Genomic DNA, 24,999 nt, shown 5'->3' with positions numbered 1-24,999 from the left:
CTAGACTAAATTTAGTTGATGCTTTTTGCTTAAAATATTCAGGGTTCGATCAATCTCAGCTTGCTCTTCAGCCGCGGAATATCCCAGACATTCGGCCAGAATCCGGGTGAGTTCGAGCAAAAGCGGATAAGTCAGTTCGCCGGACAGGGCCAGCACCGTGCGTCGCAGCACCAGATCATCCAGGTGCTGCACATATTCGTGCTCGATCATGTACCTGATTTCCCGACGGCTGTACCCGGCATGGTGCTCCAGAAGCGTATCGGGGGCTTGCTGGAGATAAGCCACTACGGCTTCGGCCGTCATGCCGTACCGATCCAGCAGCGTTCGGAGCCGCTCGCCTGGCAAGCCGCTCTGCTGCGTTACCCGCTCTACCCAACGCTGGCGTTCGGTTTCGGTTTTCGGAAAATTTCGTCCTCCCCCAATGGGCAAATCCTGGCTGTTGGCTCGACGGGGCTGATTCAGCAATGGCAGGATTTTATCGGCGGTTTGCTCCCCAAAGGCCCGAAAAGTGGTCCACTTTCCGCCGATCAGGTTCAGAACCGGAAACGGCTGTTGGGGTGTCGCTTCCACGACCTGAATCGAATGGTCGCGGCTAATCTGCCCGTTATTGACACCTTCCTGTCCCCGCGGCAAGGGCCGTACCCCCGAATAGCGAAACACAATCTGGCTCCGGTCAAGCGCCAAACCGGGGAACACGTCCCGCACCGCAGCCAGCATATAATCCGCTTCGTCGTCGGTGCAAACCACCTCTTCCGGATTCTCCACTTTGATGTCCGTCGAACCGATCATCACCTTTCCATGCAGCGGAAAAAGAATACAAATACGACCTTCGCTCGTTTCGTAATAAATCATCTCCCCACGGGTAGCCTCCATCAATGCCGGATTGTCGATCATCAGGTGTGATCCTTTCGTTCCGCCGATAAACCGGGTGGACTGACCAAGCCGCTGGTTCGTGAAATCAATCCAGGCCCCCGTCGCGTTGACCACAACTTGCGGACGAATGGGAAACTCCTCCCCGGTTAGTTCATCGCGCAGCCGCACGGCCTCCCCTTCCAAACCAACGGCCGAAACATAGTTCAGCGCGCAGACCGCTGGATGGATCGCTTCCGCATCCTGAATCAGTTCCAGCCCAAGCCGTTCGGGAAACGAGATCCAGGCATCATAAAACAGGGCCGTGCAAACGATGTCCGGATTCAGCAAAGGCCGTTCCTGCAACGATTTTTCCCGGCTCGAAAACCGGTGGGTGGGCATCATCCGCTGCGCCCGGGTATACAGGTCGTAAAAGGTCAGACCTAGTTTTACAATAATGGCTCCGCGGGGCGTGTTCGAGGCCTTCAGGCCCAGAAACTTCCGAATGCCGTTCCCGATACCCGACAGCCAGTGGTAAACCGGAATCACCGTCGGAAGCGGTTTCACATAATGCGGAGCGTTCCGAAGCAGGCGGTTGCGCTCCGCAAGGCTTTCCTTCACCAGCCGGGTTTCGCGGTTTTCCAGGTAACGGAGTCCGCCATGAATCATCCGCGAAGGGGCCGCACTGGCCCCGGACATGAAATCACCTTTGTCGATCAATACCGCATCGATTCCCTGAAGGCTTAATTCCCGCAACAAGCCCGCACCATTGATGCCCGCACCAATGATGAGAACCGGCACGGTATTTTTTGTCCGAAGTTGTGAAAGCCGTTCCCTTCGAGTCATACGCAATTCCAAATCAGGGGTAGTCTAATCCAGACTACCCGGTTGTAAGGTTAATCGAATTCGATTGGTCTATTTTTTTAGTAGTCCATACTGTTTGGGGTTTGCCGGATGGCTATCCCGAAGTTCCAGTAAAGACACATTCCGGTTAATGAACTTCAGTTCATTTTTGCCGCGCTGTCCGTTGTTATCGTGGATATCGACGGTTTTCAGGATATTCTGGTGGAACTTGTACGACGAGTGTTTGACACGCTCCACGTGGTTATTCCCCAATTCAAAATAGCTGCCCCCTTCGTCGTTGTACATGCCTTCGCTCATGAGCGGCCCTCCGCCCATGCCATGAATCCAGTTATTCAGGATTTTTGAACCGGCCTGACGACCCGCCGTATAAATCCCTCCGCCATCGCTGAGGTATTGCATCCCGTTTCGGGTTTCGTTCCACTCAATCAGATTCTCATAGGTATGATTTTCCAGGGTGTCCCATCGCCAGCCCATGCTGATGCCCGTATAGGGGAAGTCTTCCAGCAGATTATGCGTCACCTGATTATGGTGGGCATAAGTAATGCAAATCCCGACCGAACCCAGGTCGGTGGTCGCAAAGGTTTTAAGGTGATTGTTATGAATGACGTTCGCAGATGGAACGGCGGCCAGGTTCTTCGGCACATAATGCAAGGGATGGCCCTCACCTACGTAATTCGTCCGGCGGCCCACCTGAATGACATTCGCCCCCACATCTTCGAACCGATTGTCCTGCACGCGGTTTTTATGGCAACCGTCGCCCAATACAATGGCTCCTTCGCCAAGTTGGTTAAAAAAGCAGTTGGTAATTTCGCCCTCGGTCACCCAGTTCATCATCACAGCCGCGGGAGGAGCAAAAACCGGCTTTCCCCGTTCGGTTCCCCAATAGCCTGCCTGTATTCCTTTCCGTTCAATACCCGGCATCGACCATTCGGTATGCGCAATGGTAACGCCCTCCAGCCGGAAATTTGTCACCGGTTTTTGCTCGGTGCCCCGGACGAAAAAGATGGTTTCAATTACCGGATACACAAACGTTTGCTTGTCTGGTTTCCGAGCCGACTGGTAATAAAGCGTCCGGCTGAGCGAGTCCAGGAACCATTCAGTATCGGCATCCAGAAAGGCCAGGTGGTTTTCAAAATAGATGCGATCCATCGTACCCATTTTGGTACTGCTGCATTCCGGGCTGGGTTCGGTCACCGTAATAACCGCGTTTTGGGCCGGATCGAAGCGTTCCACTTTTTGCCGTAACCAGTGCCAATAGGCCGTAGCGTGCATCTCGACTCCCTTCAAATCCGCAAAATGAGCAGGCAGCGGTCGGTTCAACACCAGCCGTTTTTGCTTGACCTGAACGGTATCGGGTTGATACCACTGCGATGCCCATTTCCCGGCATTCGGAAAACGGGCGCGAATGGCCCGGGAGTCGTTCACGAACAGTTGCCGGAAATAGTCAGGAACCTGTGTTTTCCAGCGCGTGCCTTCCACCTTTTCCCAGTTCGACTGAATCGTTTTTCCTCCGCTAATAACCGGGTGCTCATTCGGATGGGCCTTGATGTGAAGGTTACTCCGGGTAATTGTCAAGGATTTATGAACCAGGTGGGTACCCTCCCGCAGAATAATTTCAGTGGGTTTGGTAGAAGCCCCGGCCGCATCCAGGGCTTTTTCGAGGGAAGCAAACGGGCGACTAAGGGTACCCGCATTGCGATCGCTCCCCGTCGGCGAAACATAGAAGACCTGTTTGGAGGACTGGCTCCAAGCCGCTGAAAAAGGCAACAACGCCAGTCCGACCATTATAATTAATTGATTCATTATCACAGGGTTTAGGATTAAATCATCCGTACTATAGAAAAATCAATGCCCCAGCAGGCAACCCGCTGGCCTCGTTAAACCAGTTGATAAGATACGCCCAGTCGATCGAGGTACTCCAGACTCCGACGAATCCCCGCGGGGACATCATCCAGCGGTTCGTATTCGATCAGACAAACCCCCTCATATCCCAACGACTCAAAGACCGGTTTATAATCCAGATCATCATCCCCAATGGCGCAGGCCAGCCACCCCCCTTTTTCCCGCTTCCAGTCTTTCAGGTGGCAGTAATTAATTCGCTGACGGAGCTGCCGGAGTAAAAAACTCCGATCATTGGGAGCAACGGCTTTCAGATTTCCGGGATCGAAATTGAAGCCCACAGCCGCCGGTAATCCGGCCAATAACCGCTGCACATCCGCCGGATGGGTACTAACCGTATGGCGGTGCACAGCTACCCCATCGACCCATTCCAGTTGACCGTGGGTTTCGATAGCAAGCTGAATGCCCAGTTGGTCGCTATCCGCCTGGCACTGCGCAAAAGCCGAAAACAGGCGCTGCCAGATTTCCTCGGTCATTTCGTCGGAAGGCGTAAAACCGGCAAACAGCCGAACGTGGGTAGCTCCCAGTTCTTTGGCAACGGGTAACAATCGACGAACGTAGGCAACCATCTGCTGATGCGCTTCGGCATCGGGCAACGTAAAATCATTTTCAAGGCAGCAGAATGGCGTTATAATACCATAATCCTGTTTTAACGCGAGGAACGCCCGCCGTTCGGTTTCCGTCAGCTCATCGGACAGGCGACCTTTCTGCCCCCCGCCGATTCCGAACTCCAGCGTTTTAAAACCGAGCTCCTGCGCGATGCGAAAATGTTCTTCCATCGGCATTTCACGGAATCCCCATTCTCCGCAACCAATTTTTATTCGTTTCTGTGTGGTAGGCATAACTGATTGGATCAACTAAAAATGACGTACAAACTGACCATGATGACGGTCAGGACTCCCCAACCCCACCGCAACGAGGGAGATAACCACTGCTGTTGCTGGTTGTATTCGCTCCAGTTGAAGATCGGCCGTTCGCGCCCGTCCCGATCGGGGAAGACATACGACAGAATTATCAACAACACGCTCAGCCCCACGAAGAGGTAGAAGGAAATCAGAAAGAAATTCGGATAGAACTCTTTGCTCGGATACTGCGACAGATACCCAATACTGAGCAGCACACAGGGAATGTTTCCAGCGATCAGGGTGTAAAAAGCGGCCCGGGAGGAGATCCGTTTCCAGAAAACACCCCAGACAAAAACCGCCACCAGCGACGGACAGAGGAATGAAAAAATGGAGTTGATTTTTTCGAACAGGTTAAAACCCTGCACCTGATCCAGCGCCAGGGCAATGCCCGACGCAATCAAGGCCAAACCGGCAATCACCAGCCGCCCCTGCCCAATGCTGGGCGGTTGCTGGCTCTTCCGAAACGTGGGCAGAATGTCGAGGGTAAAAATGGTACTTCCCGAGTTGAACATCGCCGTTACGGTGCTCACCAACGCGGCCGTTAATACCGAGATCGCCAGCCCGATCAGCCCGTGGGGCAAATACTGATAGACCATTGCCAGAAATGACTCATCGGGTTTGTCCATGTCCGGAAAAACCACCCGGGCAATAATACCGGGTAGAATAAAGAGGATGGGAACGAGCAGTTTCAGGTAACTCAGAAACAGAACGCCCTTCTTCCCTTCGTCCAGATTTTTTGCCCCCAGCGTACTCTGTACAATATTCTGGTTGGCGCACCAGTACCAGATGGACATGATCGGATAACCGACAATGATGGCCTGCCACGGGTAATTCGGGTCGTCGCCCGAACGCAGCAGTTGCCAGTAATCAGCTGACAGTTTTTCGCTAAACACCGACCAGTCAGGAAGTTGGCCGAGGGCAATAACACCGATCAGGCTGCAAACAAGGATCATGACAATCGATTGAAATGAGTCGGTGACCACGACGGCTTTTAAACCGCCTAAAATGGTAAAGCTGACCGAAATCACGGTCATGATGGCCACACACTGCCAAACCGGAAGCGATAACAGCTGACTGGTGAGCAAAGACCCGGCGTATAACACCGACCCGGCCCCGATGGATACCTGAAAAAACACGATCCAGGATAACACATTCCGGCACGACTCATTGTACCGACGCAGCATGAACTGGGGCATGGTCTGAATGTCGTGCCGCAGGTAATAGGGCAGAAAAACCACACTGAGCAACAGTAAGTACAGCCAGGCAAACCACTGGAAATTACACGCCACCATCCCGTACGAATACGCCAGTCCGCAGGCACTGATGATATTGAGCGGACTAATATTCGTTCCGAAAATCGAAAGCCCAATGGTTTGCCAGCCCAGCGACCGGCCGGCCAGAAATAAATCGGCGGACTTCTTCTGTCGGTTGGTAAAACTGATCCAGAATCCGAGTCCGATCAGGGCAATCATATACGCGACAATGACCGCAATATCCAGGTTATTCATTTGCCAGGTGGGTTAGGAGTTCATTCGGCATCGGCTCGGTGAGTTGCACATGCTGCTCCTGCAACAAGCCTCTTAATTCGGTATAGGGTACTTCCACCACGGGAATCTGTTTTTTTTGGGCCAGCCAGGCCGCGGTTCCGGCGGCCTGACCGAGTTGCATCATGGTCCGTGACAGTCGGCAGCTGGAAGCCGCCAGCGAACTGAAACTAGCCGCGCGGGACGCAATCAGGAGGTTATCAAACCCCTTGGGAATCAGGCACCGAAACGGAACCCCGTAGGGTTCATCGAGCTCGGCACAGCCCGCCCGGCCCGTACTTTTCCCGTGGGTGTCCAGGGCGTGATCGGCGATGGTGATCAGATCCGGCTCATCCTGACCCGATAAGCCGGCCCGGATACGCTGCTCCGTCAGCACATATTCGCCCAGAATGCGACTGCTTTCCCGGACACCTAATGCGGGCGCCATCCAGGAAAGCTGATACGAACGATAACCACTATACGTAGACTGAATATGATGCCAGTGAGCGAAAACCCGGCGCCGGCACTCTGCGTAAGCGCTAAGCCGGTCGGGGTACTCAGCCCACTCCACTCCTTCCATGGTGGGCAGCATATTGACGTTCAAATCGCCATTGGGGTATTGGACGACACTGGCCACCGGAAACGCATCGGCCCACCAGCACGCTTCGGGAATATCGTCGGGCAGCGGGTCAACCGATGCGGTTTCTTTAGGAGTTACCCGATAAATCAGGGTCACGCCATTCCGCTTCTGGGTAGCCACGGCCGGTGCGCTGGGCTCCCCGAACACCTCAGCGGATTCCTGTCCGGAAAGCCGCGTGCAGCCTGCCGCCTGGCACAAAACCCCGCTATCCGTACTATCGATATAGGTTAAAGCCGAATACGTCTGTCCATTCGTCAGTTCAATGGATTCTATATGTCCCTGCCGGTAATTGACCTGTTTGAAGGAAGTATTTTTCAACACCTGACAGCGGCCCGTTTCGGCCAGCATTTCTTCCACTACCTGCTGGTAAACCGCCGGTTCGAACGGAACGCCGTGCCAGTACTGACGAACAAACGACTCATTTTCAATGCCCGTCACGGAGCCATACCGGCGCAGCGTATCCCGGTAGGTTAACGTTGGATCGACGAGTATTTCAGCGCCGGGATGAACGGGGGTTTCGCCAGCCAGGAGCTGCCATTTCCGGTGCTTGTTGAACCGGTAAATGCCAACCCCTCCCGGAAAGCGCTTCATGCGTTTGTAGATATCGAACGGAATACCGGTTCCGCCGACGCCCATTTCCCAAACCGACACCCCGCTGACCGCAGCGTTTCCGCCCAACTGGCTGGCCTGTTCCACCAGAACTACGGTAGCCCCTAGCCGGGCCGCTGCGAGCGCGGCCCCAATTCCGCCACTCCCCGCACCAACAACAAGTAGATCAACGTGTATCATTAATAGGGCTGAATTTCCTGAACCAGGGGCAGTAAACGCATTTCGGGAATCACCAAATGAGCCGGCAACGAACAGATGTCGGCCACCACTTTGCCAATATCATCCGGGTGAATTACTTTAGCCGCGGTTTCCGGATCAAATTCGCCCTGGTTGGCGGCTTCTTTAAAATTGGTATCCCCCCAGGACGGAATCAATGACGTAACGCGGACGCCAAAGGGACGCATTTCCACGTACAGGTGACGTGTAAAATGGTCCAGCCCGGCTTTGGCGGCCCCGTATATTCCCCAGCCCGCCCAGGCTTCTACCGAACAGATGGAAGAAATATTGATAATAAGGCCATCGCGCTGCGCCCGCATCCATTGAGCGGCCCGCTTGCTGCCCCAAATGGCACCGGTCAGATTCAGGGCGATCGTTTTTTCAATGGCTTCGTCCGACTGATCCGCGACTTCAGCGATATTTCCCCCCGCACCCGCGTTGTTGACCAGAATATCCAGTCGACCGTGTTGTTGGTGAATGGTTTGAAAAACCGCATCCCAATCCGAAGGTACGGTAACATCTGCGACGAGGGCTGTCGCCCCCATTTCGGCCGCAACGGCCTGTAATTTGGCTTCCTGACGAGCGGTGATGTACACCGTTGCGCCGGCCTGAATCAGATGACGTGCAATTCCTACCCCGAAGCCCGTTGACGCTCCGGTTACCAGTGCTACTTTGTTTTGCAATAGAGACATTAGTCCATTATTAAGTTATGCCGTTCCATCGGATAATGAGGGAACGGCCGGTTGTGCGGAGAAATAACCCAGCCGTTGCGAAATCCGCTGGGCCTGTTTAATAACCAATCGACCTAGTTCCGGAAAATCCTTATACGGCATCCGTTCCGCCGGACCCGTCGTCCAGATAGCCGCTACCGGATAACCGTGCCGATTAAAAATAGGAGCCGCAATACAGTGCAGACTCTCCAGTTCTTCACCATGATCAACAGCGTAACCGTTTATCCTGACCTGGTTAATCACCCCCCTGAATTCCTCCATAGTGGTGATCGTCCGCTCGGTAAAGGGCTTAAATACAATACTCTGCGCAATTTGATGAAAAGCTGGAACTGGCAAAAAAGCGAGGATTGCTTTGGCCGGAGCCGCTACGTGCAGACCGAAACGGTGACCCGGATCGACCAGGAATTTAACCGGATGGGAACCCGGAACCTGCTCCAGAACAATTCCCTCGTCCTGATTAATGACGCCGATCAGGACGGTTTCCCTGACCTGATCCCGGAGGGTTCGCATCACATCCAGCGATTTTTCAATCAAATTGTGGTCGCTCACGGCGGCATACCCCAGCGACAGCAACTTCCCCGAGAGGGTAAATTGCTTGGAAGCCTCGTCACGAATGAGATATCCAAAATCAAGAAGTGTCATCGCAATTCGGAATGTGCTGTTGTTGGGAAAGGATAGCAGGGTACTAATTTCGGTCAACCCCAGGCCCCCGGGATACTTAGCGAGTAATTCGAGCAGTTGCAGGGCACGTTCCAGGTTCGGAACGTGGTATTTGCTTCCTTCTTCTTTCTCACTATCAGCTGGTTTCTCCGCTTTCTTTTTCATCAAGTTCTGGTTTTAAGAAAAAACCCCCGAAGTTAACCATTCCCCTACATCTGTTCATCTTATATTGATCCAGGTTTTCAGAAGAGCCGGGCGCCGGCGGTTTCGGGGCCTAATGGGCCACGGCCTCCCCGGCTCTTCTGAAAACGACCGCTATTGCGGATACCCCGCGTTTTGGGTCAATGCCGGATTCGCACTGATTTCCAGATCCGGAATCGGGAACAGCAGGTGCTTCTGCTCAGCCGTCCGGCCACTCGCTTTTAGCGCATCAATAAACCGCCCCGTCCGCAGCAAATCCCAGCGATGGTGCCCCTCGAAACAAAGCTCCATGCGACGTTCCTCCCAGACTGCCAGCCGGAACGTGTCTTTTGTCAGCCCGGTTAAATCCGGCAACAGAGCGGTTTCAGCCGGTTCGCTAACGCCATTGGCATTTTCATCACGCGCCCGTTTCCGAACCTGGTTGATGGCTTCGTAGGCGGCTGCCGTGGGCCCGCTCAGTTCATTTTCGGCTTCGGCAAACATCAGGAGCACGTCGGCATACCGCAGCACCATCCAGTTGGCATCGCCACCCTGGGTGAGTCCGAAGGCCGGATCCCAGTACTTCATGCAGGCTGGTCCGGCTTGGGCGATGCCCCGGGCAGTAATTTCAGGATAGTAGGTACTCGGGAAGGTTTCCACCATCGAAATCTGCTTCCGGTAGTGATTCGGGAACGAAGCGTAGAAGGGGCGTTCGGCGGCAATGGAAGTTCCGGCGATGGCGCCGTTCAGCAGAATATTGGGGTTCCGCGAAGCGAACTGGGATGTGAATGAACTCCCCCCACCCCGGTTGTTGCCCGATTTGAATTGCACGGAGAAGATATGTTCACGGCCGTTTTCGTTCTGGACTTTAAACACATCACGGAAGTTGGGAAACAGGCTGTACCGGTTCGACGCGATGACTTCCTGCGCTTTATCCCGGGCGTTTTTCCAATCGCCTTTCGTTAGATAGACTTTCGCCAGTAGGGCCTGGGCAGCCCCCTTGGTGGCCCGGCCGACATCGGCACTGGCGTAGGTCGCCGGCAGATCGGTTTCGGCGGCCTTCAGGTCTTCCAGAATCAGGGCGTAAATTTCCTCGACACTGGCCCGGGGCAACCGGTTATTGGAATCATCCATCGTCGGCTCACTAATCTTGGGTACCGGCCCGAAGGCCCGGACCAGATCGAAATAGAACAGTCCTCTTAAAAAGCGAGCTTCGGCCACATACCGCTTCCGCAAGGTCTCCTCCATGGAGATACCGGGCACTAATTTGATCGCGACGTTGGCGTAATTAATCCCCCGGTACATGACAGTCCAGAAGTCACGAAAAACCGGATCGGCGGGGGTATAATCCAGCACATCCAACCCACCCGTCAGCTCGCCCCGGTTGGCGATTTCGGTCGTAACATCGCCAAAATACCAGGCGTTGCTGCCATAATAGCCACTCAAGGCCGTATAGACTGCATTGACGCCGGCCTGTGCATCGGCTGGGGTCTTGTAAAAGTTTTCGCTACTGATGGCCGAAACCGGCTCTTCTTTCAGAAAATTCTCGCAGGCTGTCGATCCCAGCAACAACCCTACGCATATAGTTGAGAGTATTCGTTTCATTCTATGACGAGTTTAGAACCGTGCTAAAATCTAACCTGTAAACCCAAACGGTATGTCCTGGCCAACGGGTAGGCATTCATATCCACTCCCATGACGGTATTGTTATTACCCATTGAATTCACCTCCGGGTTATAGCCACTGTAGTTGGTAAAGGTCAGCAGGTTTTCGCCCGCGATATAAATCCGTGGTTTGGAAATCATCCCTTTCAGAGGCAGCGTATAGCCCAGGGTGAGGTTGCGCAGCCGGACAAACGACCCATCTTCGATATAATTGGAGCTCGCCCGGTTCGGGAACGTACCCTGGCGGCCATCGGGCCGATCAACCTTGGCAATCGTGTTGCTGGTTCCGGGTCCGGTCCAGGCATTTTTGTAAATTGCCAGACCATTCATCCCGTTCACCTGGGTGGTGAGGTCGATCAGGTTCAGATTAAGAATATCATTTCCCTGAACCCCATTCATAAAAACGCTCAGATCAAACCCTTTGTAAGTCAACGTGTTATTGATGCCAAATTCATAATCTGGGTGGGGATTACCAATGATGGTTTCATCCAGCCCTTCTTCGAAGATACCGTTGCCATCAATATCGCGGTAGTTTTCAAAACCGGGTCCGGTATTTCGATTCGTTTTCATATGGCCCGCGTTGTATTCCTCCTGGGTCTGCCACAAGCCGTCAAAAATATTCCCCCAGAACATTCCGATGGGCTGGCCCGTCATGATCACAGAACCCGCTCCACCGTTACGCTGGATCATATAACCGCTGATGGATGAGCCAAAGAAACGATCGGCATCCGCCAGTTTTAACACCTTGTTGCGGTTGAAAGCGATATTCCCGGAGAAATTCCACTTGACCGCTTTGTCCACAATAACCGCATTGAGGCCAAATTCAAACCCTTTGTTGCGGACACTACCGATGTTCATTAAGGTGGAGGTATAACCGCCCTGGCGGGGAATAGCCACGCCAAACAGCAGGTCGCGGGTTGTTTTGTTGTAATAATCGGCCACAATGGTCAACCGGTTGTTAAACAGACCGATATCAATCCCGGCATCAATCTGACGGGTACTTTCCCACTTCATGTTCTCATTGACCAGGGCACCCGGTACAACGGTGGGTACAAACGTATTGCCAATGGCGTAGGGACTCCCCTGCCCAAACGTCTGCAAGTTCTGGTAAAGCGGAATGGACTGGTTACCCGTTACCCCGATGCTCGCCCGAACCTTCAAATCGCTCAGCCATGAAACATCCTTCAGGAAGTCTTCCTCCGCTACGCGCCACGCAACCGCTGCCGACGGGAAAAACCCAAAACGGTTGTTTTTACCGAAACGGCTTGAACCATCATACCGGGCCGAAACCGTCAACAAATACTTGTTATCGTAATCATAATTGACGCGGCCCAGGAACGAAGCCAGCGACCACTGCGACACATTGGATTCCGGGAATTGCGGGTTTTGTCCCAACACCAGGTTGTTGTATCCCGTTACGTTCGTGAAGAAATTCTGCGTGCCGGCCACCAGACTTTCGGTTCGTTCCCGCTGCAAGCTGAATCCGCCCAATGCCTCAATCCGGTGTTTGGTGTTAAATACCTTCTGGTAGGTCAGGGTATTTTCGTTGATCCAGTTGATAATTTCAGTACTGTTAATACTCGCCGTTCCGCCGGTGGTCCTGGAGACAATGAAGTCCGACGGAATATAGCTCCGCCCCCGACCATTCGAAATATAACCACCCGCGCTCACCTTGGCCACTAACCCTTCGGCCAGTTTGTACTGTGCGTAGATGTTTCCTAAAATGCGGCTATTCGTGTTTTTGTATTCCGAACGCTCAGCCATTTCAACCGGGTTCTGAATCGAAGGGTTGGCATAAATCCCCTGTTGCGTCCATAACTTATCCTGGGACGAATACGAACCATCCGGATTACGAACCGGCAAAGTCGGTACCGAATGCAGTGCGGCATAAATTACGCCCGAGTTATCGTGACCCGTCGTGCTGTGCGGGATGGGACGATCCCGGTTATAATTCAACTGCAGACTGCTTCCAAACTGAAACCGGTCGTTGGCCTTGTGTTCCAGATTGAAACCGATGTTTCCTTTGGTAAAGTTGGAGTTGATGACAATCCCGTCCTGGTTGAAGTAATTCCCCGAAACCGAAAACTTGGTTTTCTCATTACCGCCCCGAATCGAAATATTATGGCTTTGAATCGGCGCCGACCGGAAAATGGCATCCTGCCAGTCCGTCCCTTTGCCCATCTGGCTAATTTGCTCGGGCGTGTAAGCCCGGCTCAGCAAACTTCCGTTCCGGAATACCTGCCAGAACTGCCGATCCAGCGTGGCCCAGTCCTGAGCATTCAGCAGATCCAGTTTTTTGGTCACCTGCTGGACCCCATAATAGGCGTCGTAATCCACCTGGGTTTTACCCGAACTTCCCTTTTTCGTGGTAATAATAATAACCCCGTTGGCTCCGCGCGCTCCATAAATCGCCGTTGCCGAGGCATCTTTCAACACCGTCATGGACTCCACATCATTGGGGTTCACAAATACGCTGGAACCGCCAACCGGAAAGCCATCAATGACGTACAACGGATCATTTCCGTACTGAATCGAGTTACTTCCCCGAATCCGTACCCGCAGGGTTCCCCCCGGAGCTCCACTGGTCTGGGTTACCTGCACCCCCGCAACCCGGCCCTGCAAGCCTTGTTCGACCCGGTCAACCGGCAACTGCGTAATTTCCTTGGTACTCACCGTCGCAACAGCCCCCGTCAGGTCGGATTTCTTCTGGGTTCCGTAGCCCACCACCACCACTTCTTCCAGCGATTTCAGGTCGGGCTGCAAACTCATATTGAGGATCGACTGGTTACCGACGACGGCTTCAGCTTTCTCGTAGCCTACGTAGCTAAAGACCAGGACGGCATTATCCTCTTTCACCTGAAGCGAATACTTCCCGGCGGCATCGGTCGAAGCCCCTGATACGGTTCCTTTGATGAGTACGTTTACGCCAGGTAATGGCTCATTCGTCGATCGGTCAATCACTTGCCCCTGAACTGTCCGGACAGTTTGAGCATGCGCCAGGCTAGTCACGCTGAGTATACTCACAAGCAACCACAGCCATGGTTTTGAGAGAGTAATTCTTTTTTCCATATACCATATTTAGATTTATCTCCCAAATATAGAATTTGTATTTAAATATTCACAACTTAATTATAATTATTACATCATATCTGTGCTTTTCTGGCCGCGCAACGCAGGTACCCTAATCAAAATCCCCTGATTGTCAAGGATATCCCGATTGCGATGAAAACCATAAGAATAGTACTAGATCCAAACCGTTTTATGCCATTTCTAAGTGCCATCTACCTGGCTGCCGCACCAGTGGGCGGGCATAGCAGGTGCTTATACGCTCCGGGTTGCCATGAAGGAAAGTGCGCCCGGAAATGCCCCACCGGGACCTGGTGCTTTGCAGTAATTTTCAGTCGGAAAAACGCAGGAAGAAGGGACAGGATTAACCTAGAGACGTTACGCCATTGCCGGGGAGACTGCGCGTGCTATTCCCCAATAGCCCACTTTGCAGCGAGCACTGAATCGATGCTGGCGATTCCTGTCAGTTATTGGGCAAAAGCTACCAGTTATTAAATCCGGCTGGATTCCCCGGCCCGATGCGGCTACCTTTGGGCATTGTTTAACGGGTAAGCAACGCAACAATGGCTAATGTAAAAACCACAATTGATGAATGGGCGGTGAAAGATCTCGAAGACGGTTCTTCCCTGAAAATTGCCGTACTCAGCTGTACGGAACTAGGCAACGAATCCCGGCCCGGCCTTCAGGTGCTGTACATGGGAAACATCATCAATTACGAGCCCCTGTTTGTGGAACGCCTGGCGTATCAGGCCTACAAAGCGGGTGTCAGTGAGTACCTGCTGGAAAATTATTCCTGGATGGTGCACGAAGATCAATACATCAAAAATTCGCTGATCCTGGGGTTTCCGCTCAAAGCTCGTGTCGAGGTAAAAACCCGGTCCTCAAAACCGGTTATCAAAGAATACGACCTACCGTTTGAAGTATAAAACCGAGGCAGGGCGGGCTGACAGGCGCCAACTGATTTACCGCAAACGCGGTTCGTTATGCGCTTGTGTACCTCCTCTGACCCGAAAAACGAACCCGTTTGAAACCGCTATATCCACACGATTTGACAAACAAAAACCGGTTGAGTTCCCGATGGCGCTCAACCGGTTTCTTCATAACCGCGCGTATTATCGCTCCGTTTTATTGCGTTGCCCCAACGATCAACGCCATTCTTTTCCCGGTCGTTTACTGAACTACCCGAAACGGTCGTTTCCGAAAAATGACCTGACTCATCGCATCTTTTTCGTACATCGCCAGGCAATAGGGTTCGTATTTTGAATCAAAATTGGGTCGGACGGGCGACAGCGTCGCAGGCACCGGTTTTCCTTCCGGGAAAAAATACACGCGCGTCGTTCCGTATTTGGTATACAGCATCAGATCGCCGTACTGCTTCATCTCGTCCCAGTGCGTCGTATCGCTGACCGTCACGGCGTAAATCCGGACAATTGGCCCGGTATTGTTCTCGTTCCGGTATATCGCCACTTCCCGGTACGTTCCCTGCAAATCGTCGATACCCGGTTCCGAACCCGCATCATACAGCATATAACCGACCAGCAGGACAACGAGCCCCAACAGGATGTATTTCATTCGCTTGCTGACCATCCAAATACGGTTTTCAGGGATTGATAAACTGGGCGGTTGGCCAACGCACCCCGTCCTTGGCTACAAAGGTAAAGGGGGGTTACTTCGCGCTCACCATCAACTTATACATTTCATCGGCCACCAGTTGATTTCCGGCATCGTTCAGGTGAACGCGGTCCGTGGTCAGGATGCCTTTTTCCTCGTTTTTCGGGTTGTTTTTCAGGTTATAATCCAGGAAGGCTTTCCGCAGATCGCATAACGGCAGGTTGTGTTTGGCCGCCAGGTCACGAATCAGTTTGGAATACTGTTGCAGATCCCCGTCCTGATCGTTGGAGTAGTCGGTTTTTTCGCCAATCACGGCGGGCGTACACAGAATTACCTTGCTGCCGGCCGCCTGCAATTTCTTGATCACCGCGTCGTAAAACTTCACAAACTTGTCCGGATCGGTGCCGGTGCCATGCGACCGCTTGTGCCAGACGTCATTGACCCCTACATACACGAACGTAATAGTGGGCTGTTTGGCAATCACATCCTCGTCCATACGCAGAAAGAGGTCGTAAATCTTGTTTCCACCAATACCCGCCCCAATCAGTTCGTAGTCATTGGCGAGGTTATTTTTCTTCAGCATGTCACCGATTCGGGTAATATAGCCACCCGGTCGAACGCCAGCCTGGGTAATGGAATCACCGAAAAAAACGACCCGGGTGGGTTTGGAGGGGGTCAGCGCCAGCCACATGAACGTGAGCAGAAGAATAGGAAAGGTACGCATACAAAAGGTTTAGGAATTTGAGTGACAGTCATTAATACGTTATCCGGCGTTTCCGGGCGTCGATTGCCCAGCGCTCCGTGAATTCGCCTTCGCGAATTACCTGGGCCTCATCGTGCAGGGCCACGGTCGGGCAAATGTGGTAGGGAACCCCGTACAGCACGTCGCCGATCTGAATAGCATCCCAGTTCGGGACCCGTACGACCAGGTGTTCTTCACTCTGGCCCGTAATTTCGTACTCCGCCAGATTCAGAAACTTGACCCGTTTGTTCAGCGGGTTTTCAGCCGCCACGGCCTTGTGACCCAGATCGGTCGTAATAACCCCCGGGGCCGGTTTTGAAATCACGCGGGTCAGCAACAACGCGGCCCATTCAAACGGCTGTTCGGGCACCGAATCCCGGTACCCCCAATCCCACAACAGGCAGGTTCCGGGGCTGCACCAGACGTTCGGCCGGTGGGCATGGTTCGAAAAAGTGGGTGTTCCGCCCGCAATGATGACCGGCCGCCCTTCGCCCTCCTGCTCCAGATTATCGGCCAGTTTTTCCAGCGGACTGATAGCCGCATCCGCTTCCAGCTGCCGAAGCGCTACGTCGGGGTTGCGGATATGGCCGTCGTACGCGTGAAAACCGCGCAGATCCAGCCGTTCGTCGGCTTTCAATTGACGGTAGAGAGCTTCCAGTTCTTCATTCACCGCGTGCCCCGTCCGGTTCATGCCAGTGTTCACGTCGATGTAGATGACCGGTTTGTAACTCGTCTTCTCAAATTCAGCCGCCAGTTCTTCTGCCGACGCCCGGTTGTCTACCAGCGAAGCCCATTCCACCCAGTTATAGGCCTGCACCAGCTCGCAAAACCGCCGGAGTTTCGGGCCGGTCAGTTGGTAGGCAATCAGCACATGAAGCGCCCCGGTATCGGCCAGCATTTCGGCTTCGGCCACCGTGGCGCATTTGAATTTGGTGATTCCCGCTTCAACCTGCATCCGGGCCACTTCGGCCATTTTGTGGGTTTTAACGTGCGGAATCAGCTTTTCGACCTCTCCATCGACCATGTCCAGCATGATCTGAATGTTGTGAGCAATGCGATCCGGATACAGCAGCAGCGCTGGCGAATCGACCAACTGAACGTTTTGAACCAGGTATTCGTCCATGAAAAACAGGAACCCTGACCCGACAAATTGCCGAAGCCAGGGATTCTTTCGAAAAAGTGTGATTATGTGAGTTACGGGCGAAAACCGCCCAAAGGGTTTCAGGCTTCCAGTTCGAACATGACTTCGATTTCGACCGGGATGTTTTCCGGCAGGGTGCCCATACCAACGGCCGACCGAACGCCTACCCCATTTTCTTCACCCCAGATCGCCATAAACAGCTCGCTACAGCCGTTGATGACGTACGGATGCCGCTCAAAATCGGAGGTTGCGTTGACCATGCCGAGCGTTTTCACCACCCGCTTGATTTTGTTCAGGGAGCCAAATTTTGCTTTCAGGGTTGCCAGAATGGTCAGGCCCACCTGCTGGGCAGCCTGTTTGCCTTCGTCGATGGTCATGTCGGCCCCGACACGGCCAATGATCCGGCTGCCGTCGTTTTTCACCGGCCCGTGGCCCGAAACGTACGCAAATTTGTCAACCACCAAACACGGTTTGTAAACGCCCATTGGTTTCGGCGCGGGCGGCAGCGTCAGCCCGAGCTGGGCAAATTTTTCGTCAGGAGTCATCATCGCTGTATCAGAAGAAGAGTCAGTTTCGGAAAGAGATTCCGTTTCGGGTTCCAGGTTGAATTTCAGATTTTCATCCGGCTCAAACCCGGTATTCAGGTAGTGATGCGCCATGTATTCCATTGTCGTTGACTGATTTATGGTTTTCGGTATGCGATTTACGGTTTTCGTGCATCCCTTCCCGCGACCGGGTGGCTGCCCCATACGATAAACGGAAAACCGCATGCTGTTATTAAACCACCAAATTTAACGCTAAAACGCCGAACAGACCGATAATCGAAACAATTGTTTCCATCACCGTCCAGGTTTGCAGGGTTTCCTTGATACTTAAATTGAAATATTCCTTGAACAGCCAGAAACCGCCATCGTTCAGGTGCGACATCATCAGGCTCCCCGACCCAATGGCCAGCACCATCAGTTCGGGCTTCACATTCGTTTGCTGCTGAATCAGGGGCAGCACAATGCCAACCGTCGTCAACCCCGCCACCGTAGCCGACCCCACGCACACCCGGATGACGGCCGCAATTCCCCAGCCGAGTATTAAGGGCGAGATGTCAACGCCCGTCAGCTGCTCCCCAATGTATTTACTCGTTCCGCTGTCAATGAAAATCTGCTTCAACGCACCAGCCCCGGCAATGACCAGCAAAACCGGCGACGCGGCTTTGATGGCTTCTTCAAGGTCTTTCATGACCGCTTTCGTAGTCTGTCCGCGCTTGATTCCCAGGAAGTATACCGCCACCAGCACCGACAGCAGCATGCCAATATACGGTTCGGCCAGCAGGGTTACCAGTTGATTGCCAATCGTACCCGCCGGCAAAACCGACTTCAGCGGCCCGGTCAGGGTCAGGAGCAAAACCGGCAGCAACGCCACAAAAAAGCTGATGCCCGCCCCCGGCAATTCTTCTTCCGGAATCTGGCGGACTTTAAAAAGATCACGATCGATCTGCGGACGGTATTTGCTCAGTGTCCTGCCGAAAATAGGCCCGGCGATGACGATGGCCGGAATCGAAACCAGGATTCCGTAAATCAGCGTCCGGCCCATGTTGGCGCCCAGTTGCCCGGCAATCGCTGCGGGCGACGGGTGCGGAGGCAGGTAGCCGTGGGCCACCGACAAAGCCGCCAGCATGGGAACGGCGACGGTCATCATCGGCAATCCCGATGAGGCCGTGATGGTCACAATTAAGGGAAAAACGATAATGAAACCGGCATTGTAGAATAATGGAATGCCGATGATAAAACCGGCCAGGGCCAGGCCCCACCGCAGGTTTTTGACGCCAAATACCTTGATCAGGACGTTGGTGATCCGCATGGCCGCTCCGCTTTCGGCGACCAGCCGGCCCAGCATGGCGCCAAAACCGACAATCAGCACGAGTTCGCCCAGCGTGCCGCCGATCCCGGTTTGAATGGATTTCCCCACGGCACCTACCTCCATACCCGACGCCAGGCCGATGGCCAGCGCCACCAGGACAAACGAAATGAAGGTATCGATCTTGACAAACGCAATCAGAACAACGAGGGCCAGAATGCCCAGGAAAGTAAGTAACAGCGGCATTTAGGAAGCAAGTTTCAGGGTTAAGAGGGCTGTAAGATAAGGATGAATTACGAATGATAAACGATGAATTGAAAAAGAGTCGAAATCGGGGATCGTCCTTCCACGCGTGGGGCGGCTACGCCCTACTTCATCATGCTGGTCCGGACCGCTTCTTCCAGAGGAAGGGTGAGATCGAACGGCACGACGCGGAGGTGCATGGTTTCGTCGTACCCAAACAGGTCGAGCGGTTGCTGAAACTGCTCGGTGGCGGGGTAGAGCAGCACCAATTCGGCCGCACCGTACTTTTTACCGTACGCGTACAACTGGTACAAATCCGCTTGGTCGATGCCGTAATTTCCGGCCACGTTGGAAGGGTCAATTCGTTTCCATTTGGTATCCAGCACCGTAGTGATGGCGTTCCGGCGCAGCAGAATATCCGGGCGAAGTCTGAATTTGCGCGTGCCGCTATGGTTGTCGATCAGGTGTTGGGTAGCTTCCTGAATAATCACGTCGCCATCGGTCACGTAGCGTTTAAAACCGGCGGCCACATAATCCTCAAAAACCCGTTCCATCGGAAACAGCAGGGCCAGCGTCAGGTGCCGCCCCGGCATTAGCCCAAACGACCGGCCGCCTAAAAAAGCCTCTGCCCACCGCAAGGCCGGCTGATAATGCGCAAAAAGGCGGTTACTGGCGCTCACCTTCCGCCAATCATCCGCCAGCCGTTCGGACGCAGGTACCTCATCCATCGCAAACAGCAATTGCCGGATGCGGCTTTGGTTGGCAATGGATCGGGCGCGCTTTTGCACAAATTCCAGCGCCGACTTCAGCAGGCGGTTGGGCGGCAGATCGGTGGTTTGTTCGTCAAACGTAGTGACCATCCGTTCGGCATGGAAGCTATTCTGGCGAATCTGTTCGGTCAGGTTCAGTTTCCCCCGCAGAACCGGGCGATTTTCCGTTTGCGGGACATACGCTTTCTGTAATCCCTTCGTCCCCAGGGGCACCAGTTCGTCCAGAAACAGGGTGATAAAAATTTCCCATAACGGCAACCGGTTGGCCCCCTGCCAGGCAGAATCGACCCAGCGGTAGGGATTGCCACGCAGATGGCGCAGCATCCGCAGCAGGATCGCGCGGGCCGTGCCGGCGTCGGTGGCTTTGGGCAGGATCTCCAGCAGCATTCCCTCCCGGGTTTCGAGCAAGCCGACATAGTTTTTCACCCGCATCGTTTCCCGGCCTTTTTGCAGGAAAAACTGCATGACCGCATCGGTTTCGTTTTCAGTCACGAAGTTCCGCAGGGCGTCAAACGGCTCATCCGGCAGATACAGCTCCGTCAGCGAATCGACGCCGTCCGGAAAATCCCGGCGCCGTCGGATCAGGCCATATTCGGTGATAGAGTGCGTCATGGGTGAAAATTTCCGCCCTAAAGGTCGGGATAAATCAAATTAATGGTTACTTGTTTCCATGAAGCCCTATCTTTTTTTACTCGGCGGACCGGCGACATCCCGAACACCTACTTTTGCTATTTCCCCTAGTTCAAACCCTTGGTTTTTACGATATTACCGCGCCGTAAACTAGGTCACTTCAAGCCTTTACGGCCTTCCAGTGAATCATCACCTTTCCCAATTTCGCAAATTTTGGTTTATGGTGATGAGGTAAGTCTTCTTTGATTTTATGGATAAAACAGTTGATATGTAAAACAGGCTCCTTGTTCTCCTACTGATCGTGATGTCTTCAAAGCAGGTCACCGCACAACTAACCAATGCCAAAGGTTGGTATGATGATATTAGTAAAATCGAAAACAGGAAGATCGGCTGGATAAACATGCTCAAATTCCTGACGCCTGCCAAACCGTATGCCAAGGATAGATGGAGTTATTCGTCAAAAGAGGTGGAAGTTTCTCAGAAATTGACCGGCTGGTTGCAGCAGACCTATACGCCCACCGGACTGCTTGGGGAAATGAAGCAATCGTTCCTGGCGAACAAAGAAGCGTTTGGGCCCGACACAAAATACTTTGGCGCTAACGAAGCGGAGAAGTACAACCGCAAGGCCTTGCCGAACACCTACGGTTTTTACGCCAGGCTTCACCAATGCCTGGTGAAAACTGCTGCCCGTGAGTTCTGGCCAATGCCGGGCAATTTTTGTTATCACAACTGGTATGGTATGGTGAACAATGTAGAGCTTATCAGCCGGCAGCAGATCTACCTCTCCGGCCCGGATGACTATTACTGTACCCAACCCCGTTACAGCCCGGGGATGACAGGGGAATTCGGGGCGGAGTGGCGAGAGAAAGCAGCCCACTACCGGGACTTCACGAAGAGTCCGGCCCTTCAGAAATTCGATCATTACCTGATACCCGCCAAGTCGATATCAAATGATGCCGATACCTATGTGGTCATCCTGTCCAGGGATAATAAACCGCTGCCTTTTGAGCAGGTGACCGTAGCTCAACTGGTCAAAAGACTGGAAGAGCGTTTGCCCGCGATGGAAAAGATCTATTATAACAATAGCGGCACCACCCAGAACATCCTGGAAAAAATGAAGAATGGGATCGCCGTGATGAACGAGCAATTCAAAAACAATATGAACGATCCGGTGTACCTGTATAGCTCCACCACAGACATTAGCTGGATCATTTTGTTAACCAATACGATTACAACTACGTGGATAATTATTTTTTTGGGAAGGATAAAGCGACAGTGCCCTAAGGGCCATCGAGCATAACAGCTCGGATGAAGTGAACGCATCAAAACCGGTTGCAACGGCATCGGAAGCAACGAAACGATATACTTCCGATAAGAAGGTGCTCTTTTTTGATGACCTTTCCACGACGGCAGCCGGTGGTATCCCCGCAAATTGGTTCCTTGTAAAAGGTGATGATGGGAATAAACCCACCGTGGTGGAAGTGAGTGGTGCTCCGGGCAAATGGCTGCGGTTGAAGAAGCATGCTTACCCCACCAATTTCACACAGCCCCTCAGCGGAGATTTCACCTTGACCTATGATGTACTGGTGCAGAAGGGCGATGTGCCCTGGGGTACGCCGGGTATGCAGTTGCAATTCTATACGGAAGGTCAGCCGAACAGCAGCAGTTCAGAAACGAGTGTGAACAGTAGATATCGCTTTAGTATTGATGTTTCACCGGGAGATATGAACCGTAACGATGCCGCCGGCTGGCTGATGATCGGGAACGTGATGCCCCAGGGCTATTTTAAGCAATTATTATTCGCTGCCACCGTTAACGGGCAGCAAGCCGGTGAACAAAGCCACGATTACCATCCAGCGCAAAGGGGAGAGTGTGACGGTGCTGTGCAACAATAGCAAAGTATATGAATGTGAGAAGGCTTTTCCAGCTGATATGCGTTTCAATCATCTGAGGTTCTATGTAAGTGAGAAGAACGTATTTCACATCAGCAATATCCTGATCACGAAGGAATGAGGTGGGCGGCATTTGTTGGCTGGTTGAGATACCATACAATTTAGCCAAATCAGCGTCCCGTTGAATTGCCCAGGCCGGTTTCTTTTTTGGCGGTTTTCCGAAAGGTCATCACGTATTTCCCATCGGCCAGCAACGTCAGGCGGTTGTTGCTGATGCGGTAGAGAGTTACACTTTGTAAAGCGGCCAGAAAACCGGTTTCAAAATTATACGGACAGGCCCGTTTGGTGGTCGAAAGGCTCTCGAACCGGAGGTTATCGCCATCGGCTTTGACCTGCCCCTGCATCATATTACAGCCCGTAAAACCCTGCAATCGACTCGCTTTCAGATCAATATCCAGCGTGGGCATCTGCCGGTTGACAAACTGTTCGGCGTGGAGCCGCTGGCCCCGGTACGTTTCCAGCACCCACTGGCTGTTCAGCCGGGCCATGCCGTTGAGAAAACTGCCGCAACCGCTGTACCGCTGACCGTTCGACTCCACCGTTACCCCGTAGGCGAGGACGTTTCCCGTGCGGCTGTCACGGCACGCAACGGGGCTAATGATCACCTTCAACCGACCCTCGCGCCGGGGTGGGGCGGAAACAGTTCGGCGGTTCGGGCGGTTTTCTGTCCCCGGCGGTTCGGCCATCAAAGGCGCGTCGAACAGAATCCCGTTCTCGCCCGGAGCCCGTTGCGACTTGGGAACAGCAGCGGTCAGCAACAACCCGTTCGGGGCCTGGAACCGAATCACTTTGGCAAAATCGATGTCCAGTTGCCAGCCGGGTGCAGTTCCCTGCGCCGTAAAATCAATCCCCAGTCGGCGTTTGGTGCCAGAATCCGTTGCGCTACTTTCCCCCAATTCCGCCGAACGGTTGCTGCCAACGGGTGTTTTCCGGCACCCATCGGCCAGCACCAGCCAGCCGATGAGGCAAAAAAGTCGTGTCAGTCTCTTCATAGTCCGATGCGTTACCTCCAAAACGTATCCCCACCGGATTTTGTTGAAAACCGCCTAGGAACTCAATCGAACGGGCTGACCGGTCCGCGTCGATTCGTAAATCGCGTCAAACAGGGCCACCACCTTCCGGCCTTCCTCCCCGGTCACCACCGGCTGGCGACCTTCGCGGATGGCACTACAGAAATCCGCCAGTTGCCGCGCAAAATAATGGCTCGACGAATCGACGCTGTTAAAAACCCTGTCGTCTTCGGCTTTCCAGACGCTTTGCAGTTCGGCCTCCCCCGGCACCGACCAGATGTCGTTGTACGGCGCATCCTGAATCGAGGTCATGCCCGCAATGAACATCGAACCGCCGTCGGTCTGCACACCAATCGACGCTCCATTTTCGCCGTGAATGTGGACTTTTCCGTAAATACCGGGTTTTTGGGAGTTGCTGACAATGACGTTGCCGATGCCGCCGTTCTTAAACCGAATCACCGCCACGGCCGTGTCGTCCACCTCGATGTACGGGTGATTCAGGTTTTTCCAAATCCCGTATACCTCTTCCATTTCGCCCATATACCACAACAGCAGATCCAGCTGGTGCGGTGCCTGGTTGACCAGCACTCCTCCCCCTTCGTGCTCCCACGAACCGCGCCAAGGATCACTGCGGTAATACTCCTCGCTCCGCCAGCCGAACAATTGCGCCAGCCCGAGCACCGGCTTTCCAATTTTACCCGCGTTGATGGCCTCCCGCATCCGCATACAGGGTTCGTAAAACCGGCGCTGGCTAACGGTCGCGAGTTGCCGGTTGGCTTTCCGGGCGGCCTCGATCATGGCATCACAATCGGCCAGCGACGACGCCAGCGGTTTTTCCACCAGCACATTCGCCCCGGCTTCGAAAGCGGCCACGGTCACGTCCCGGTGGGCGGGGTGGGGCGTGCAGACGATGCAGACGTCCACATTTTCGCGGTCAACCATGTCATAAATGTCGGAATAGGCCGCAATGCCGTACTGGTTGGCAAATTCTTCGGCCCGGTTATGGTTCCGGCCGTAAACGGCGACGAGTTGGGTGTCCGGTGTTTCCAGAACGGCCCGGGCGTGGTTATGAGCCACTTTGCCCGGACCAATGAGGGCGATGTTGAGGGTTTTGGGCATGCTTCTTTTCAATTAATTTCAATCCGTTCCGAACCGTAATCCGCCTGAGAAAACCTTCCCGTGGAAAGTCAGTGTGTCAAAATAGCAATAAACAGTGCGCAGGCCGGAAATGACTCCAACCCTT

The 24,999-nt window shown here is 53.5% G+C and carries 20 protein-coding genes; 3 read left to right on the top strand and 17 right to left on the bottom strand.

The window, feature by feature from the left end:
• The 9 genes from ACFPMF_RS10750 to ACFPMF_RS10710 form a co-directional block, all read right to left on the bottom strand.
• Nucleotides 1-1,695, bottom strand: a complete 1,695-nt coding sequence (locus ACFPMF_RS10750) for a glycerol-3-phosphate dehydrogenase/oxidase (protein WP_379844294.1) — start codon at nt 1,693-1,695, stop codon at nt 1-3.
• Between the two features lie 69 nt (nt 1,696-1,764).
• On the bottom strand, nt 1,765-3,516 hold the full coding sequence (locus tag ACFPMF_RS10745) for a right-handed parallel beta-helix repeat-containing protein (RefSeq protein ID WP_379844292.1): 1,752 nt from the start codon (nt 3,514-3,516) through the stop codon (nt 1,765-1,767).
• A 74-nt stretch (nt 3,517-3,590) separates the two neighbouring features.
• Nucleotides 3,591-4,391 (bottom strand): sugar phosphate isomerase/epimerase family protein, encoded by an 801-nt coding sequence (locus ACFPMF_RS10740; protein WP_379844289.1) that lies wholly within the window; start codon nt 4,389-4,391, stop codon nt 3,591-3,593.
• Between the two features lie 74 nt (nt 4,392-4,465).
• Nucleotides 4,466-6,025 carry an SLC5 family protein gene (locus tag ACFPMF_RS10735; protein WP_379844286.1) on the bottom strand — a complete coding sequence of 520 codons (1,560 nt, stop codon included), beginning with the start codon at nt 6,023-6,025 and terminating at the stop codon, nt 4,466-4,468.
• Nucleotides 6,018-7,469 (bottom strand): FAD-dependent oxidoreductase, encoded by a 1,452-nt coding sequence (locus ACFPMF_RS10730; protein WP_379844284.1) that lies wholly within the window; start codon nt 7,467-7,469, stop codon nt 6,018-6,020. The genes ACFPMF_RS10735 and ACFPMF_RS10730 overlap by 8 nt, the downstream gene beginning before the upstream one ends.
• Nucleotides 7,469-8,197: an SDR family oxidoreductase gene (locus ACFPMF_RS10725; protein ID WP_379844281.1), complete on the bottom strand. Its 729-nt coding sequence runs from the start codon at nt 8,195-8,197 to the stop codon at nt 7,469-7,471. The genes ACFPMF_RS10730 and ACFPMF_RS10725 overlap by 1 nt, the downstream gene beginning before the upstream one ends.
• A 15-nt stretch (nt 8,198-8,212) precedes the next feature.
• Nucleotides 8,213-9,061, bottom strand: a complete 849-nt coding sequence (locus ACFPMF_RS10720) for an IclR family transcriptional regulator (RefSeq protein WP_379844278.1) — start codon at nt 9,059-9,061, stop codon at nt 8,213-8,215.
• A gap of 150 nt (nt 9,062-9,211) precedes the next feature.
• Entirely contained in the window at nt 9,212-10,681 is a 1,470-nt protein-coding gene (locus tag ACFPMF_RS10715; RefSeq protein WP_379844275.1) for a RagB/SusD family nutrient uptake outer membrane protein, read from the bottom strand.
• Between the two features lie 23 nt (nt 10,682-10,704).
• Nucleotides 10,705-13,764: a SusC/RagA family TonB-linked outer membrane protein gene (locus ACFPMF_RS10710; RefSeq protein ID WP_379844272.1), complete on the bottom strand. Its 3,060-nt coding sequence runs from the start codon at nt 13,762-13,764 to the stop codon at nt 10,705-10,707.
• 605 nt (nt 13,765-14,369) lie between these two features.
• On the opposite strand from ACFPMF_RS10710, the gene ACFPMF_RS10705 reads away from it, so the two are divergent.
• Nucleotides 14,370-14,732 (top strand): hypothetical protein, encoded by a 363-nt coding sequence (locus ACFPMF_RS10705; protein WP_379844269.1) that lies wholly within the window; start codon nt 14,370-14,372, stop codon nt 14,730-14,732.
• 244 nt (nt 14,733-14,976) lie between these two features.
• Here the strand turns inward: ACFPMF_RS10705 and ACFPMF_RS10700 are convergent, their stop codons facing one another.
• From ACFPMF_RS10700 to ACFPMF_RS10675, 6 genes are all read right to left on the bottom strand, one after another.
• Nucleotides 14,977-15,378 carry a hypothetical protein gene (locus ACFPMF_RS10700; RefSeq protein WP_379844266.1) on the bottom strand — a complete coding sequence of 134 codons (402 nt, stop codon included), beginning with the start codon at nt 15,376-15,378 and terminating at the stop codon, nt 14,977-14,979.
• A gap of 94 nt (nt 15,379-15,472) precedes the next feature.
• The gene (locus ACFPMF_RS10695; protein WP_379844263.1) at nt 15,473-16,141 is read right to left on the bottom strand and encodes an SGNH/GDSL hydrolase family protein; all 669 of its coding nucleotides are present in this window, start codon (nt 16,139-16,141) and stop codon (nt 15,473-15,475) included.
• Between the two features lie 31 nt (nt 16,142-16,172).
• On the bottom strand, nt 16,173-17,282 hold the full coding sequence (locus tag ACFPMF_RS10690; protein WP_379844260.1) for a D-TA family PLP-dependent enzyme: 1,110 nt from the start codon (nt 17,280-17,282) through the stop codon (nt 16,173-16,175).
• A gap of 98 nt (nt 17,283-17,380) precedes the next feature.
• The gene (locus ACFPMF_RS10685; RefSeq protein WP_379844591.1) at nt 17,381-17,848 is read right to left on the bottom strand and encodes a RidA family protein; all 468 of its coding nucleotides are present in this window, start codon (nt 17,846-17,848) and stop codon (nt 17,381-17,383) included.
• 229 nt (nt 17,849-18,077) lie between these two features.
• Nucleotides 18,078-19,397, bottom strand: coding sequence for a gluconate:H+ symporter (locus ACFPMF_RS10680; protein WP_379844257.1), 1,320 nt, complete (start codon nt 19,395-19,397; stop codon nt 18,078-18,080).
• Nucleotides 19,398-19,519: 122 nt separating this feature from the next.
• Complete coding sequence (locus tag ACFPMF_RS10675) at nt 19,520-20,776, bottom strand: McrC family protein (protein WP_379844254.1); 1,257 nt, start codon at nt 20,774-20,776, stop codon at nt 19,520-19,522.
• Between the two features lie 322 nt (nt 20,777-21,098).
• Here ACFPMF_RS10675 and ACFPMF_RS10670 point away from each other — a divergent pair, with 322 nt between their 5' ends.
• Both ACFPMF_RS10670 and ACFPMF_RS10665 read left to right on the top strand, forming a co-directional pair.
• A complete protein-coding gene (locus ACFPMF_RS10670) occupies nt 21,099-22,094 on the top strand; it encodes a hypothetical protein (RefSeq protein ID WP_379844251.1) in 996 nt (331 codons plus the stop codon).
• 13 nt (nt 22,095-22,107) lie between these two features.
• Complete coding sequence (locus tag ACFPMF_RS10665; RefSeq protein WP_379844249.1) at nt 22,108-22,689, top strand: hypothetical protein; 582 nt, start codon at nt 22,108-22,110, stop codon at nt 22,687-22,689.
• Between the two features lie 167 nt (nt 22,690-22,856).
• On the opposite strand, the gene ACFPMF_RS10660 is transcribed toward ACFPMF_RS10665, so the two are convergent.
• Together ACFPMF_RS10660 and ACFPMF_RS10655 are read right to left on the bottom strand one after the other, a co-directional pair.
• Nucleotides 22,857-23,738: an META domain-containing protein gene (locus ACFPMF_RS10660; protein ID WP_379844246.1), complete on the bottom strand. Its 882-nt coding sequence runs from the start codon at nt 23,736-23,738 to the stop codon at nt 22,857-22,859.
• Between the two features lie 54 nt (nt 23,739-23,792).
• Nucleotides 23,793-24,875, bottom strand: coding sequence for a Gfo/Idh/MocA family protein (locus ACFPMF_RS10655; RefSeq protein ID WP_379844243.1), 1,083 nt, complete (start codon nt 24,873-24,875; stop codon nt 23,793-23,795).
• Nucleotides 24,876-24,999: the final 124 nt, after the last annotated feature.

The organism is Larkinella bovis, from assembly GCF_042655385.1.
In the GTDB taxonomy this organism is placed as follows: Bacteria; Bacteroidota; Bacteroidia; order Cytophagales; family Spirosomataceae; genus Larkinella; species Larkinella bovis.
Note: the sequence above shows the minus strand (reverse complement) of the source record. Positions and strands in the feature narration are given on the sequence as shown.